This window comes from Pseudomonas sp. FW305-7, from assembly GCF_058786735.1.
In genome coordinates this window covers 18,102-32,823 of the sequence record NZ_JBYSZA010000040.1, presented here as the reverse complement: position 1 = coordinate 32,823, position 14,722 = coordinate 18,102, and the positions used below count along the sequence as shown (strand labels likewise).

The 14,722-nt window shown below is 61.2% G+C and carries 18 protein-coding genes; 16 read left to right on the top strand and 2 right to left on the bottom strand.

The window, feature by feature from the left end; translation table 11 throughout:
- Positions 1 to 24 precede the first annotated feature (24 nt).
- The 7 genes from AC3WMT_RS28725 (at position 25) to AC3WMT_RS28695 (ending at position 5,539) form a co-directional block, all read left to right on the top strand.
- Entirely contained in the window at positions 25 to 1,161 is a 1,137-nt protein-coding gene (locus AC3WMT_RS28725) for a protein-glutamate methylesterase/protein-glutamine glutaminase (protein ID WP_103306837.1), read from the top strand.
- Positions 1,161 to 1,901: a flagellar motor protein gene (locus tag AC3WMT_RS28720; protein ID WP_095190692.1), complete on the top strand. Its 741-nt coding sequence runs from the start codon at positions 1,161 to 1,163 to the stop codon at positions 1,899 to 1,901. The genes AC3WMT_RS28725 and AC3WMT_RS28720 overlap by 1 nt, the downstream gene beginning before the upstream one ends.
- Positions 1,902 to 1,916: 15 nt before the next feature.
- Entirely contained in the window at positions 1,917 to 2,807 is an 891-nt protein-coding gene (motD, locus tag AC3WMT_RS28715; RefSeq protein WP_064120990.1) for a flagellar motor protein MotD, read from the top strand.
- 43 nt (positions 2,808 to 2,850) lie between these two features.
- On the top strand, positions 2,851 to 3,639 hold the full coding sequence (locus AC3WMT_RS28710; protein WP_103306836.1) for a ParA family protein: 789 nt from the start codon (positions 2,851 to 2,853) through the stop codon (positions 3,637 to 3,639).
- Positions 3,640 to 3,641: 2 nt separating this feature from the next.
- The gene (locus AC3WMT_RS28705; protein WP_103306835.1) at positions 3,642 to 4,586 is read left to right on the top strand and encodes a CheW domain-containing protein; all 945 of its coding nucleotides are present in this window, start codon (positions 3,642 to 3,644) and stop codon (positions 4,584 to 4,586) included.
- Between the two features lie 73 nt (positions 4,587 to 4,659).
- On the top strand, positions 4,660 to 5,145 hold the full coding sequence (locus AC3WMT_RS28700; RefSeq protein ID WP_025111919.1) for a chemotaxis protein CheW: 486 nt from the start codon (positions 4,660 to 4,662) through the stop codon (positions 5,143 to 5,145).
- A gap of 1 nt (position 5,146) precedes the next feature.
- The gene (locus AC3WMT_RS28695; RefSeq protein WP_103306834.1) at positions 5,147 to 5,539 is read left to right on the top strand and encodes a DUF2802 domain-containing protein; all 393 of its coding nucleotides are present in this window, start codon (positions 5,147 to 5,149) and stop codon (positions 5,537 to 5,539) included.
- 123 nt (positions 5,540 to 5,662) lie between these two features.
- Here AC3WMT_RS28695 and AC3WMT_RS28690 read toward each other — a convergent pair whose 3' ends face one another.
- Positions 5,663 to 5,992, bottom strand: a complete 330-nt coding sequence (locus AC3WMT_RS28690; protein WP_103306833.1) for an EscU/YscU/HrcU family type III secretion system export apparatus switch protein — start codon at positions 5,990 to 5,992, stop codon at positions 5,663 to 5,665.
- Complete coding sequence (gene fliK / locus AC3WMT_RS28685; RefSeq protein WP_103306832.1) at positions 5,989 to 7,563, bottom strand: flagellar hook-length control protein FliK; 1,575 nt, start codon at positions 7,561 to 7,563, stop codon at positions 5,989 to 5,991. The genes AC3WMT_RS28690 and fliK overlap by 4 nt, the downstream gene beginning before the upstream one ends.
- Positions 7,564 to 7,760: 197 nt before the next feature.
- Here fliK and ccmA point away from each other — a divergent pair, with 197 nt between their 5' ends.
- From ccmA to ccmI, 9 genes are all read left to right on the top strand, one after another.
- The gene (ccmA, locus tag AC3WMT_RS28680; protein ID WP_103306831.1) at positions 7,761 to 8,396 is read left to right on the top strand and encodes a cytochrome c biogenesis heme-transporting ATPase CcmA; all 636 of its coding nucleotides are present in this window, start codon (positions 7,761 to 7,763) and stop codon (positions 8,394 to 8,396) included.
- On the top strand, positions 8,393 to 9,061 hold the full coding sequence (ccmB, locus tag AC3WMT_RS28675; protein WP_103306830.1) for a heme exporter protein CcmB: 669 nt from the start codon (positions 8,393 to 8,395) through the stop codon (positions 9,059 to 9,061). Before ccmA ends, ccmB begins: the two co-directional genes overlap by 4 nt.
- A 78-nt stretch (positions 9,062 to 9,139) precedes the next feature.
- Positions 9,140 to 9,895 carry a heme ABC transporter permease gene (locus tag AC3WMT_RS28670; protein ID WP_016987487.1) on the top strand — a complete coding sequence of 252 codons (756 nt, stop codon included), beginning with the start codon at positions 9,140 to 9,142 and terminating at the stop codon, positions 9,893 to 9,895.
- Entirely contained in the window at positions 9,892 to 10,068 is a 177-nt protein-coding gene (gene ccmD / locus AC3WMT_RS28665) for a heme exporter protein CcmD (protein ID WP_103306829.1), read from the top strand. Before AC3WMT_RS28670 ends, ccmD begins: the two co-directional genes overlap by 4 nt.
- Positions 10,065 to 10,520: a cytochrome c maturation protein CcmE gene (ccmE, locus tag AC3WMT_RS28660; protein ID WP_103306828.1), complete on the top strand. Its 456-nt coding sequence runs from the start codon at positions 10,065 to 10,067 to the stop codon at positions 10,518 to 10,520. The genes ccmD and ccmE overlap by 4 nt, the downstream gene beginning before the upstream one ends.
- A 3-nt stretch (positions 10,521 to 10,523) precedes the next feature.
- On the top strand, positions 10,524 to 12,512 hold the full coding sequence (locus AC3WMT_RS28655; RefSeq protein WP_103306827.1) for a heme lyase CcmF/NrfE family subunit: 1,989 nt from the start codon (positions 10,524 to 10,526) through the stop codon (positions 12,510 to 12,512).
- On the top strand, positions 12,509 to 13,045 hold the full coding sequence (locus tag AC3WMT_RS28650; protein WP_099758373.1) for a DsbE family thiol:disulfide interchange protein: 537 nt from the start codon (positions 12,509 to 12,511) through the stop codon (positions 13,043 to 13,045). Before AC3WMT_RS28655 ends, AC3WMT_RS28650 begins: the two co-directional genes overlap by 4 nt.
- The gene (locus tag AC3WMT_RS28645; protein WP_103306826.1) at positions 13,042 to 13,512 is read left to right on the top strand and encodes a cytochrome c-type biogenesis protein; all 471 of its coding nucleotides are present in this window, start codon (positions 13,042 to 13,044) and stop codon (positions 13,510 to 13,512) included. The genes AC3WMT_RS28650 and AC3WMT_RS28645 overlap by 4 nt, the downstream gene beginning before the upstream one ends.
- Complete coding sequence (ccmI, locus tag AC3WMT_RS28640; protein WP_103306825.1) at positions 13,509 to 14,711, top strand: c-type cytochrome biogenesis protein CcmI; 1,203 nt, start codon at positions 13,509 to 13,511, stop codon at positions 14,709 to 14,711. The genes AC3WMT_RS28645 and ccmI overlap by 4 nt, the downstream gene beginning before the upstream one ends.
- Positions 14,712 to 14,722: the final 11 nt, after the last annotated feature.

Sequence of the window (14,722 nt, the reverse complement as noted above, 5' to 3'; positions counted from 1 at the left end):
CCCGCTGCGCCTAATGGAGTGTTTATGGCAGTCAAAGTCCTGGTGGTGGACGATTCGGGTTTTTTCCGCCGCCGCGTCTCGGAAATTCTTTCAGCGGATCCGAGCATCCAGGTGGTCGGTACGGCCACCAACGGTAAAGAGGCGATTGATCAGGCCCTGGCCCTCAAGCCAGACGTGATCACCATGGACTACGAGATGCCGATGATGGACGGCATCACGGCCGTGCGGCACATCATGCAGCGCTGCCCGACCCCGGTGTTGATGTTCTCCTCGCTGACCCATGAAGGCGCTCGGGTAACCCTCGATGCGCTGGATGCCGGTGCGGTGGATTTCCTGCCGAAGAATTTTGAAGACATCTCGCGTAATCCGGAGAAGGTCAAGCAACTGCTGTGCGAGAAGGTCCATAGCATCTCGCGCAGCAACCGTCGTTTCAGTGCCTACAGCGCGCCGGCTCCGGTAGCTGCGCCTGCACCGACGCCTGCTCCGGCAGCATCGAGCTTCAGCAGCCACAGCACCAGCGCCCCGGTACGTCCGGCACCTGCGCCAGCGCCAACGCGCGCGCCGGCTGCCAGCGCTTCGTCGCCGGCACCGAAACGCAAAGCCTACAAACTGGTTGCCATCGGTACCTCGACGGGCGGTCCGGTTGCCCTGCAACGCGTGTTGACGCAATTGCCGGCCAACTTCCCGGCGCCGATCGTGCTGATCCAGCACATGCCGGCAGCGTTCACCAAGGCCTTCGCTGAACGTCTGGACAAGCTCTGCCGCATCAGTGTCAAGGAAGCCGAGGATGGCGACATCCTGCGTCCGGGCCTGGCGTTGCTGGCCCCGGGTGGCAAGCAAATGATGATCGACGGCCGTGGCGCGGTGAAAATCCTCCCGGGCGACGAGCGTCTGAACTACAAGCCGTGCGTGGACATCACGTTCGGTTCGGCGGCGAAATCCTACGGTGACAAAGTTCTGGCGGTCGTGTTGACCGGCATGGGCGCCGACGGTCGTGAAGGCGCACGCCTGCTCAAGCAGGGCGGCAGTTCTGTGTGGGCACAGGACGAAGCCAGCTGCGTGATCTACGGCATGCCGATGGCCATTGTCAAAGCCGATCTTGCGGATGCGGTGTACGGTCTGGACGACATCGGCAAGCACATCGTCGAGGCGTGTATCTGATGGATGTTCTAAGCCTTATCGGGATCATCATGGCGTTTGTTGCCATCATCGGCGGCAACTACCTTGAAGGTGGTCACCTCGGTGCGCTGGCCAACGGCCCGGCGGCACTGATTGTACTGGGCGGCACCATCGGTGCCGCGCTGCTGCAATCGCCGATGAGCGCGTTCAAACGCGCGATGCAGATCCTCGCCTGGATCTTCTTTCCGCCGCGAGTGGACCTGGCCGGCGGCATCGACCGCGTGGTCAACTGGAGCCTCACCGCACGCAAGGAAGGTTTGCTCGGTCTGGAAGGCGTTGCCGATGCCGAACCCGACAGCTACTCGCGCAAGGGCCTGCAACTGCTGGTCGACGGCGCCGAGCCGGAAGCGATCCGCAGCATCCTTGAAGTGGATTTCTACACCCAGGAAGCCCGCGACATCGAAGCGGCGAAAGTCTTTGAAAGCATGGGCGGCTATGCGCCGACCATCGGCATCATCGGTGCGGTGATGGGCCTGATTCATGTGATGGGCAACCTCGCCGACCCGACGCAATTGGGCAGCGGCATCGCCGTGGCGTTCGTCGCGACCATCTACGGCGTGGCCAGTGCCAACCTGATCCTGTTGCCGGTCGCGGCCAAACTGAAGTCAATCGCGTTGCGACAGTCGCGTTATCGCGAAATGTTGTTGGAAGGTATCTTGTCGATCGCCGAAGGTGAAAACCCGCGCTCTATCGAGTTGAAGCTTCAGGGCTTCATGGATTGATGGGGGTAATGGACTATGGCTCGTCGCAGGCATCAGGAAGAACACGTTAATCACGAGCGCTGGCTCGTGTCGTACGCCGACTTCATCACGCTGCTGTTCGCTTTCTTCGTGGTCATGTACTCGATCTCGTCGATCAACGAAGGCAAGTACAAGGTTATTTCCGAGGCGCTGATCGGCGTCTTTACCGACTCCGACCGCTCGCTCAAACCGATCCCGATTGGCGAAGAGCGACCGAAGACCGTGACCCCGGCCAAGCCGCTGGTCAAGGATGCCGAGCAGGTTGATGCCGGTATCGCCGGGGCCAGTGATCCGCTGAAGAGCATTGCCGATGACATCAGCGCAGCGTTCGGCGATCTGATCAGCTCTAACCAGATGACCGTGCGCGGCAACGAGTTGTGGGTCGAGATCGAGCTCAACTCCAGCCTGTTGTTCGGCAGCGGCGACGCCATGCCGAGCGACATCGCGTTCAACATCATCGACAAGGTCGCGGCGATCCTCAAACCGTTCGACAACCCGATCCACGTTGAAGGTTTTACCGACGATCAACCGATCCGCACCGCGCAGTACCCGACCAACTGGGAGCTGTCCTCGGCGCGTTCGGCGAGCATCGTGCGCATGCTGGCGATGCAGGGTGTGAACCCTGGCCGTCTGGCCTCGGTGGGCTACGGCGAGTTCCAGCCAGTGGCCAACAACGCCACGGCCGAAGGCCGGGCGAAAAACCGTCGGGTGGTGCTGGTGGTATCGCGCAACCTCGATGTGCGCCGCAGCCTCACGGGCACCGGAACCGCCAACGCGCAACCGGATGCCGCACTCAAGCGTGCTGGCACACAAACTGCACCGACCCCGGTCAAGACGCCGGGACGCGAGAGTGCCGTCAATTCTCCGTCACCCGCATTAACACGCTGAGCCATGTCTCGGTCGAGCATATCGGCCGGGAGGAACGAACTGAATGAGAGTCTGGGCAGTCGCCAATCAAAAGGGTGGTGTTGGTAAAACCACTTCTTCCATCGCTTTAGCCGGTTTGCTGGCGGAGGCGGGCAAGCGCGTGGTTGTGGTCGATCTCGACCCGCACGGCTCGATGACCAGCTATTTCGGCTACGACCCCGACAGCCTGGAACACAGCAACTACGACCTGTTTCTGCACAAGGGCACTGTGCCGCAAGGCTTGCCCGGGCAGTTGCTGTTGTCGACCAGCGACGAACGCATTTCCCTGCTGCCGTCGAGCACCGCTCTGGCCACCCTTGAGCGCCAGTCGCCGGGGCAGAGTGGCTTGGGTCTGGTGATCGCCAAGAGTCTGGCGCAGTTGTGGCAGGACTTCGATTACGCCGTCATCGACAGCCCGCCGTTGCTCGGCGTGCTGATGGTCAACGCCCTCGCGGCCAGCCAGCAACTGGTGATCCCGGTGCAGACCGAACACCTGGCCGTCAAAGGCCTGGAGCGGATGGTCAACACCTTGGCGATGATCAACCGCTCGCGCAAACAGGCGCTGCCGTTCAGCATCGTGCCGACCCTGTTCGATCGTCGTACTCAGGCATCGATGCATACCTTGCGCGTGCTGCGTGACAAATTCCCCGACGAGATCTGGCAGGGTTACATCCCGGTCGATACGCGTCTGCGCGACGCCAGCCGTGCCGGTGTCACGCCCTCGCAATTCGACGGCAAGAGCCGTGGCGTGCTGGCTTATCGCGCGCTGCTCAAGCATCTGTTGGCGCAACAACTTGTTCCGCAGGTGGCTTGAGCATGAATCGGCCGCTTAAGTTGACGTCGAAGCCGCAGTTGGCCTTGCAGTCTTATCTGGATGGCTTGTTGCAGGAGATTCCTGACGAGTTGCCAGCGGCATTCGTAGCGGAACCTGAAGAGGTGGAAAGTGCGGCGGCGCTGGATGAATTCCAGGCCGCGGTGCTGGAAGAGCAGGCGCGTGATGCGCAGCAGGCTGTGAAGCCGGTTGCTGCACCCGCCGTTGCTCCAGCGGCCAAGGCGCCGGTGATGTTGATCGAAGAGGCAGCGCCGGTTCGCGCCCCCGTTTCGACATTGGCGCCACTGCTGCAAACCCAGCTTCTGAAAACCACGCCGGAACCGGTCGTGGCCGAGCCTGCGCCAGTGCTGCCCGAACCCGTCGAACAGACGCTGGTGCCGCCGCTGGTGGAAGTGCATTTGCCGCCGAGCAATACGCCACCGCCCGTGGAAACCGACGGCCGTCCAGTCTGGGCCTCCGAAGCGTTCGAATGCCTGCTGTTCGACGTGGCCGGGCTGACGTTGGCGGTGCCGCTGGTGTGCCTCGGCTCGATCTATTCGCTGGCCGGTCATGAACTGACGCCGCTGTTCGGCCAGCCGGAATGGTTCCTCGGCATCTTGCCGAGCCAGGCCGGCAACCTGAAAGTTCTGGATACCGCGCGCTGGGTCATGCCGGATCGCTATCGCGATGACTTCCGTCAGGGCTTGCAGTACGTGATTTCGGTACAAGGTTACGAGTGGGGCCTGGCGGTGCATCAGGTCAGTCGTTCGTTGCGTCTTGATCCGAATGAAATCAAATGGAGAAGTCATCGAGGTCAGCGGCCATGGCTCGCCGGCACGGTGATTGAACACATGTGCGCCTTGCTCGATGTCGCCGCACTGGCCGAGTTGATCGCCAGCGGCGGGGCAAAACACATGTCCGGCAGTAAGCCGAACCACAAACCGACATAACAGACAGTACCGGCATCGATATGCCGGAAACGAAACATAAACCGCCAGGCGCGGTACTTCGAGGGGCTAGGGTATGAACGACAAGGCGACGGCGGCAAAGGGTTCCGAAGATCCGATCCTGCAATGGGTGACCTTCAAACTGGACAACGAAACCTACGGCATCAACGTGATGCGCGTTCAGGAAGTCCTGCGCTACACCGAGATCGCGCCGGTACCGGGTGCGCCAAGCTACGTGCTGGGCATCATCAACCTGCGCGGTAACGTTGTCACCGTGATCGACACCCGTCAGCGCTTCGGCCTGAGCACCGGCGAGATCAGCGACAACACCCGTATCGTCATCATCGAAGCCGACAAGCAAGTGGTCGGGATCATGGTCGACAGCGTGGCTGAAGTGGTTTACCTGCGTCAGTCGGAAATCGAGACCGCACCGAACGTCGGTAACGAAGAGTCGGCCAAGTTCATCCAAGGCGTGTGCAACAAGAACAACGAGTTGCTGATCCTGGTCGAGCTGGACAAGATGATGAGCGAAGAAGAATGGTCGGAACTGGAGAGCATCTGATTTGATTCTCGAGGTTGCGGTTATTGTCCTGTTCCTTTTCTGGGCAGGGACGCTGGCGATGTTTGTGTCGTACATCAAGGCGCAAAAAGTGATTGCCGCGCAACAGGCTCATGGCGATGCGCTGCGTGATCAGCGCATCAAGGACCTGGCCAAACGCGTTGACGACTACCAGAACGGCAACGTGCGCATGGGCGAAGCCCTGCACGAGTTGCGCGCGGTCGTCGGGCCGTTGCCTGACAAGATTGTTGCGCTGGAGCAGCGCGATCCATCGAGCCTGTCGTTCGCCCAAGCGGCGAAACTGGTGGGGATGGGCGCGAGCGTTGATGAACTGACTCAGTCCTGCGGTTTGACCCAGGCTGAGGCGGAGTTGATGCGCAAACTTCACAAGAACTGATTGTCGTACCGGGATCGTTCCCACGCTCTGCGTGGGAATGCATCTTGGGACGCTCCGCGTTCCGCTTGTGAAATGTGACGCAGAGCGTCACGGGCGGCATTCCCACGCAGAGCGTGGGAACGATCAGTAATCATCCCCACGTTCGGTGATGTCCTTCTCGACCATCGGCGCATCCGGATCCTGTCCCTCGGGGAATTTCCCCTTCAGATTCCACGCAAACGCGATGATCTCGGCGATGGTGCGATACAGCTCTTCGGGAATGCTGTCGCCCAGTTCCATGCGCGCCAACAGGCGCACCAGTTCGGCGTTCTCGTAGATCGGCACTTCACACTCGCGGGCGATCCGCAGGATTTCTTCGGCCAGTTCCTCGTCACCCTTGGCGGTGAGGGTCGGGGCGTGGTTGCCGTCGTATTTGAGGGCGATGGCCTGGCGTGGGGCGGTGGTGTCATTCATGCGGTTTCGTCAACCCAGCGGTGATCGAGGCGGGTTTGGTTGCCTTGCGGCGGGGTGCCGTGGTGGCAGTCCAGATCGCCGACGTTCAGCCCGCGATCGAGCAGGCGCTGGCGCAGAGCGAACAGGTTGTTTTCGATCAGGTCGGCGGTGTACGGCCGTTCGGCCCAGAGCTGACTCGACAGGCTGCCGGCAACCAGTTGCGCCTGAATCTGCATCGGCCCCAGCGGTTCCATGTCGAACGCCAGATCGACGCGCCACAATTGTTGTTTGGGCTCGCGTTCGTCGCGACGCTCATTCGGTTGCGGCTCTTTCTCCGGCGCTTCTTCGCGCTGGAACTTGACCTGCAACGGCACGATGTCCTGCAGGTTACGCATGGGAATTTCCAGTTGCCAGGTGCTGAGCAGGCGCCCGTCATCGGTGACGCCGGTCTGTTCCAGGCTCGATAACTGATGGCTTTGCAGCCGGGAAACAGCGGCGGCGGCGAGGCGCAGCAAATGTTCCAGATCACCTTCGCCGTCCTGGCTTTGCAGCAGTCGGTCGGGCAGCGGGAAACTGTTTGGCAGCGGTTTGGCACTGACTTGACCGAGCATGCCGAGGGCATTGCGGACGAAACTCGGCATGGCCTGCGCCAAGGTATTGGCGGCAATGATCGCATTCAGATTGGTGTTGCCGGGCAGGCCGGGTGTGAGTTGCGCGATCAACTTGAGCAGACCGGCTTTCATGTCCGGGGCTAGCGTCGGATTCTGGCCGGTCAGCAGTTTGGCTTCGAGGAACATGCCGCTGTTGGCCAGCGCCATCGCCAGGCCTTTGGGCGTGCTCAGTTGCTGCACGTCAGGCAGGCCGGCCAGCAGTTTGTCCACCGCTGCGCGCAAATCTGCCGACGTTTGATCGGTATCGGCCGGCAGGTTTTGCAGCGCGTTGAGTAAACCGCTGAGCGATGCCTGGCGACTCTGCTGGCCGACCAGTTGCTGGCTCACCGCCAGTTGCTCCTGACGGCTGCTCAGCGGCAGGAATTTCAGGGTTTGCGAATCTTCCACCAGCGCCGAGAGCAGGGTGCCGATACGCAGCGGTTGCGGGCTGTCGATGCTCAGGGTGCTGCCGCTCAACGCGGTATTGAGCAGGCTGACCATCGAGCGGAACACCGTCGCTTGACCCGGTGGCTGCGCAACGACCTGCGAGGTCAGCACCTTGCCTTGCAACAAAGTACCGACCGGCAGTTGCGCGGTGTCGATGCGGGTGAGGGTGGCGACGCTGCTGGCAATCGCCTGTTGCACAGTGATCGCCAGATTGCCTGCCGACGGCTGGGTGATCGCCAGGCTGGTGCCTTGCGGCAATGGCAGATTGCTGGTCGCTTGCACGGTGGTCTGCCGCCCGCTGTCCAGCGTCACCTTCAGCAATAATTGAAACGTCTGATCCGCCTGCTTGAGCGACAACACCTCGGCCTTGGCACTCTGCCCGGCGCCGATCAAGCCTTCAACCGGCGTCAGCAGCTTGAGCAGCTCACCCACCTGCGGGCGAGCGGTCGCCGGGGTGGTGGGCGGGAGCGGGAGGATGTTCATTTCGCCTGTCATACGCGGACACAACCTGAGGAAATTGCACTCTTGAGAGTAAGGCACGACATGTATAATGCCGCCCGTCTTGCGCTTCGTTCAAAAAACATAACAATTGTTTGACGCAGCTCTCTAGAACGAGCCGCCAATGCATCTATGCTGCATCTCTTTAACGGCCGCACCCGAGCCGACTTGAACCGTATAAGGCCCGTGATCCCTTGACCAGTCCTGTCCTGCAAACCGTTGCCCTCGCGTGTGAACGTGACTTGAGGCTGCTTTTCGAAAATCTCGAATTGAGACTGGCCAGTGGCGATATGGTGCAAATCAGCGGTCCAAATGGCAGCGGTAAAACCAGTCTGTTGCGTCTGTTGGCCGGGCTGATGCAACCGACCGACGGTGAAGTCCTGCTCAACGGCCAGCCGCTGACCGAGCAGCGTAGCGAACTGGCGCGCAATCTGTTGTGGATCGGCCATGCCGCCGGGATCAAGGACCTGCTGACCCCGGAAGAAAACCTCTCCTGGCTGTGCGCCCTGCATCATCCCGCCGAACGCGATGCCATCTGGCAAGCGCTGGCAGCCGTAGGATTGCGCGGTTTCGAAGATGTTCCCTGCCACACGTTGTCCGCCGGTCAGCAGCGCCGTGTGGCACTGGCGCGTTTATATCTCGACAGCCCGCCGCTGTGGATTCTCGACGAGCCGTTCACCGCCCTCGACAAGCAAGGGGTGGCGCAACTTGAAGAACATCTGGCTGGTCATTGCGAGCGCGGCGGCCTGGTGGTGTTGACCACGCACCACACCCTGAGCCGGATGCCGGCCGGTTATCGCGACATCGATCTGGGGAATTGGGCGGTATGAGTGTGTTCGGCCTGCTGGTTGCCCGTGAATCCCGACTGCTGTTTCGCCGCCCGGCGGAACTGGCCAATCCGCTGATTTTCTTTGCCATCGTCATCGCTTTGTTCCCGCTGGCCGTCGGCCCGGAAACGCAAGTGTTGCAAAACCTGTCCCCGGGGTTAGTCTGGGTGGCGGCGCTTTTGTCGGTCCTGCTCTCGCTGGACGGGCTTTTCCGCAGTGATTTTGAAGATGGCTCCCTGGAACAGTGGGTCCTTTCGTCGCACCCGCTGCCACTTCTGGTATTGGCCAAGGTGCTGGCACACTGGCTTTTTTCCGGGCTGGCACTGGTTTTACTCTCGCCCTTGCTGGCATTGATGCTCGGTTTACCGACCGCGTGTCTGCCGGTTCTGCTGCTTTCGTTGTTGCTGGGCACGCCGGTACTGAGCTTGCTCGGCGCGGTGGGCGCGGCGCTGACGGTGGGTTTGAAGCGCGGTGGCCTGTTGCTGGCGCTGCTGATTCTGCCGTTGTACATCCCGGTGTTGATCCTTGGCAGTGGCGCCCTGCAGGCGGCTTTGCAAGGCATGCCGGCGACCGGGTATCTGCTGTGGCTTGGTAGCCTGACCGCCCTGGCGATCACCCTGACACCTTTTGCAATAGCGGCTGGCCTGAAGATCAGCGTCGGCGAATAATGAGGTCTGGTTAAAATTTAACCAGCAAAGACCCTGAGACTGCTCACACCGATGAGCGGCACCCGTGATGGAAACAGTATGAACTGGACCTGGTTTCACAAGCTCGGCTCGCCCAAGTGGTTTTACGGCATCAGCAGCAAGTTCTTGCCGTGGTTGAGCATTGCAGCGTTGCTGCTGATTGGTGTCGGCGTCGTCTGGGGCCTGGCCTTTGCGCCGCCGGATTATCAGCAAGGCAACAGCTTTCGCATCATCTATATCCACGTGCCCGCTGCGATGCTCGCTCAGTCGATCTACGTGATGCTGGCAGTCTGCGGCGTGGTCGGGTTGGTGTGGAAAATGAAACTGGCCGACGTCGCCCTGCAATGCGCCGCACCGATCGGCGCGTGGATGACCGCCGTGGCGCTGGTCACCGGGGCGATCTGGGGCAAACCGACGTGGGGCTCGTGGTGGGTCTGGGACGCGCGGCTGACCTCGATGCTGATTCTGCTGTTCCTGTATTTCGGCGTGATCGCGCTGGGCAACGCCATCAGCAACCGCGACAGTGCCGCCAAGGCCTGCGCCGTGCTGGCCATCGTCGGCGTGATCAACATTCCGATCATCAAATACTCGGTGGAGTGGTGGAACACCCTGCACCAGGGCGCAACCTTCACCCTCACCGAAAAACCGGCAATGCCTGCCGAGATGTGGCTGCCACTGCTGCTGACGGTGCTGGGTTTCTACTGCTTCTTCGGCGCCGTGCTGTTGCTGCGCATGCGCCTGGAAGTGCTCAAGCGCGAAGCCCGCGCCAGTTGGGTCAAAGAAGAAGTGCAGCACAGTCTGGAGGCCGCTCGATGAGTTTTGCTTCATTCGGCGACTTTCTCGCCATGGGCCATCATGGCCTGTATGTCTGGTCGGCCTACGGCATCTGTCTGGCGGTACTGGCCTTCAACGTGGCGGCGCCGATCGTGGCCCGCAAGCGGTATCTGCAACAAGAGGCGCGTCGTCTGCGCCGGGAGAACGGCAAGTGAATCCGCTGCGCAAAAAACGTTTGATCATCATTCTGGCGATTCTGGTCGGAGTCGGCGCTGCCGTCGGCCTGGCCCTCAGCGCCCTGCAGCAGAACATCAATCTGTTTTACACCCCGACCCAGATCGCCAACGGTGAAGCGCCGCACGACACGCGCATCCGTGCCGGTGGCATGGTCGAGAAGGGCTCGCTGCAGCGTTCTCCGGATTCGCTGGACGTCAAATTCGTCGTCACCGACTTCAACAAAGCCGTGACCATCACCTATCGCGGCATCCTCCCGGACCTGTTCCGTGAAGGGCAGGGCATCGTTGCCCTCGGCAAGATCAATGCGGACGGTGTGGTCGTCGCCGATGAAGTGCTGGCCAAGCACGACGAGAAGTACATGCCGCCGGAAGTGACCAAAGCGTTGAAAGACAGTGGTCAATCCGCACCGACCCCAGCTAAGGAGGGTTGATCGATGACTTCTGCGATATTTATTCCTGAACTGGGCCATCTGGCGATGATTCTGGCGCTGTGTTTTGCGCTGGTGCAAGCCGTGGTGCCATTGGTCGGTGCATGGCGCGGCGACCGTTTCTGGATGAGTCTGGCCCAGCCGGCCGCATGGGGGCAGTTTGCCTTTTTGCTGTTTGCCTTCGGCTGCCTGACTTACGCCTTCATGACCGATGATTTCTCGGTCGGCTATGTGGCGATGAACTCCAACAGTGCCTTGCCGTGGTACTACAAGTTCAGCGCGGTGTGGGGCGCCCACGAAGGTTCGCTGCTGCTGTGGGCGTTGATCCTCGGTGGCTGGACCTTTGCCGTGTCGGTGTTCTCGCGGCAATTGCCGCAAGTCATGCTCGCCCGCGTACTGGCGGTGATGGGCATGATCAGCACCGGTTTCCTGCTGTTCCTGATCCTCACGTCGAACCCGTTTTCGCGGATCCTGCCGCAGATTCCGGCGGACGGTCGCGACCTCAATCCTTTGCTGCAAGACATCGGCCTGATCGTCCATCCGCCGATGCTCTACATGGGGTATGTCGGTTTCTCCGTGGCCTTCGCGTTCGCCATTGCGGCACTGCTCGGTGGGCGTCTTGATGCGGCGTGGGCACGCTGGTCGCGGCCGTGGACCATCGTCGCCTGGGCCTTCCTCGGCATCGGCATCACCCTCGGTTCGTGGTGGGCTTACTACGAACTCGGCTGGGGCGGCTGGTGGTTCTGGGACCCGGTGGAAAACGCATCCTTCATGCCTTGGCTGGTTGGCACCGCGCTGATCCACTCGTTGGCGGTCACGGAAAAACGCGGCGTATTCAAGAGCTGGACGGTGCTGCTGGCAATTGCCGCGTTCTCGTTGAGCCTGCTCGGTACCTTCCTTGTACGTTCCGGCGTGCTGACCTCGGTGCACGCCTTTGCCTCCGACCCTGAGCGCGGTGTGTTCATCCTGATCTTCCTGCTGTTCGTGGTCGGTGGATCGCTGACGTTGTTTGCCTTGCGTGCACCGGTGGTGAAAAGTCAGGTCGGCTTTAATTTGTGGTCACGGGAAACCCTGCTGCTGGGCAACAACCTGGTGTTGGTGGTAGCGGCGTCGATGATTCTGCTCGGGACCTTGTACCCGTTGATTCTCGATGCGATCAGCGGCGCCAAACTGTCGGTCGGCCCGCCGTACTTCAATGCGCTGTTCATTCCGTTGATGGCGTTGCTGATGCTGGTGATGGCGGTCGGCGTGATCGTGCGCTGGAAAGACACCCCGGTGAAATGGCTGGTAGGCATGCTCACCCCGGTGTTGCTCGGCAGTGTCGCGCTGGCAGTCGTGGCCGGCGTCGCCTACGGTGATTTCAACTGGGCGGTGATCGCGACCTTCCTGCTCGCCGCGTGGGTATTGCTCGCCGGCGTGCGCGACATTTTCGACAAGACCCGCCACAAAGGCCTGATCAAAGGCCTGCCGACCCTGACCCGCAGTTACTGGGGTATGCAGATCGCCCACCTCGGCATCGCCGTGTGTGCATTGGGCGTGGTGTTGTCGAGCCAGAACAGTGCCGAACGCGACCTGCGTCTGGCGCCGGGCGAGTCGATGGCGCTGGCCGGTTATCAGTTTGTCTTCGAAGGCGCGAAGCACTTCGAAGGGCCGAACTTCACCTCCGACAAGGGCACCATTCGGGTCATTCGCGACGGCAAGGAAATCAGCGTGCTGCACCCGGAAAAACGCCTGTACACCGTGCAGAGTTCGATGATGACCGAAGCCGGGATCGACGCCGGTTTCACCCGTGACCTCTACGTTGCCCTCGGCGAGCCGCTGGAAAACGGCGCGTGGGCGGTGCGCGTGCATGTCAAACCGTTTGTGCGCTGGATCTGGTTCGGCGGTTTGCTCACCGGTTTGGGTGGTTTGCTGGCTGCGCTGGATCGACGTTATCGGGTCAAGGTGAAATCCAAGGTGCGTGATGCGCTAGGCATGACGGGAGCGGCTGCATGAGACGTTGGTTGATGCTGGTGCCACTGGCGATTTTCCTGCTGGTGGCGGTATTCCTTTATCGCGGTCTGTACCTTGATCCGGCGGAGCTGCCGTCGGCCATGATCAACAAACCGTTCCCGGAGTTTTCGTTGCCGGCAGTGCAGGGCGACAAGACCCTGACCAAGGCTGACATTCTCGGTAAACCTGCCCTGGTAAACGTCTGGGGCACCTGGTGCATTTCCTGCCGGGTCGAACACCCGGTGCTGAACAAACTGGCCGAGCGCGGTGTGGTGATCTACGGGATCAACTACAAGGACACCAACGCCGATGCGCTGAAGTGGCTGGCCGAATTTCACAATCCTTATGCGCTGGACATCCGTGACGACGAAGGCTCGCTGGGCCTGAACCTGGGTGTCTACGGCGCGCCGGAAACCTTTTTCATCGATGCCAAGGGCATCATTCGTGACAAATACGTCGGCGTGATCGACGAGCAGGTCTGGCGCGAAAAACTCGCGGCCAAGTATCAGGCACTGGTCGATGAGGCCAAGCCATGAAGCGTTTTTTAGCCGCTGTGGTATTGGGCTTGAGTCTGGCCGGTGTGGCGCACGCCGCCATCGATACTTACGAGTTCGCCAAAGAAGGTGACCGCGAGCGTTTCCGCGAACTGACCAAGGAACTGCGCTGCCCCAAATGCCAGAACCAGGACATCGCCGATTCCAACGCGCCGATTGCCGCTGACCTGCGCAAAGAGATTTTCCGCATGCTCGGCGAGGGCAAGGACAATCAGCAGATCATCGATTTCATGGTCGATCGCTATGGTGATTTCGTTCGCTACAAACCTGCACTGAATGCCAAGACTGCCTTGCTGTGGTTCGGCCCGGCCGCGCTGCTGCTCGGTGGCTTTGTGGTGATCGCGGTGATCGTCCGCCGTCGTCGCGGGCAACGCGCCGAAACCCCGCAATCGCTTTCCGCCGATGAGCGTCAGCGCCTCGACCAACTGTTGGATAAAAACCAAGAATGATTGATTTCTGGCTTGCCGCAGGGCTGTTGCTTCTGGTCGCCCTGAGTTTTCTGCTGATCCCGGTTTTGCGTGAACGTCGCGCCCAGCGTGAAGAAGATCGCACTGCCCTGAACGTTGCGCTGTATCAGGAGCGCGTGGCCGAGTTGCAATCGCAACAGGCTGAAGGCGTGCTCGACGCCGCGCAAATGGACAGCGGTCGCGCTGAGGCTGCGCGTGAATTGCTGGCGGATACCGAAGGCGTTACAGCGCCGCGCGTGTCGAAGCTGGGCAAGCCGTTGCCGTTGCTGGCGGCGGTGCTTGTACCGGTGTTGGGACTCGGTCTGTACCTGCATTTCGGTGCTGCCGACAAAGTCGAACTGACCCGCGAATTCGCCCAGGCACCGCAGTCGATGGAAGAGATGACCCAACGTCTGGAGCGCGCGGTTGCCGCGCAGCCGGATTCGGCGGAAGGCCTGTACTTCCTCGGTCGCACTTACATGGCTCAGGAGCGTCCGGCGGACGCGGCGAAGATGTTCGAACGCGCCGCCAACCTCGCCGGCCGCCAGCCGGAACTGCTCGGGCAGTGGGCGCAGGCGCAGTATTTTGCCGATGGCAAAAAGTGGTCGGACAAGATTCAAGCCCTGACCGATGAAGCGCTGAAGGCCGATCCGAAAGAAGTCACCAGCCTCGGTCTGCTGGGTATCGCCGCATTCGAAGGTGAGCGCTATCAGCAAGCCATCGATTACTGGAATCGTCTGCTGGCGCAATTGCCACCGGACGACAAGTCCCGCGAAGCGCTGCAAGGCGGGATCGAGCGTGCCGCCGAGCGCCTGCAAGCCAGCGGCGGCAAGGTCGCCGAGGCTCCAGCGGCCAAAACTGCCGCACTGCTCAAGGTTCGCGTCGATCTGGCCAGCGAACTCAAAGGCAGGGTGCAGCCGGGCGACAGCGTGTTCATCTTTGCCCGCGCCACGTCCGGGCCTCCAGCGCCGCTGGCGGCCAAACGCCTGACCGTGGCCGATCTGCCGGTGACCGTCGAACTGGGCGATGCCGACGCGATGATGCCGCAGTTGAAACTGTCGAACTTCCCTGAAGTCCAATTGGTTGCGCGCATCTCCCGGGCCGGTCAGCCGACCGCCGGGGAGTGGGTCGGTCGCAGCGGCCCTCTGGCCAGCAGCACCACCGCGCCACAAACACTGACCATCGACAGCCCGGACAAATAACCACCGGGAAT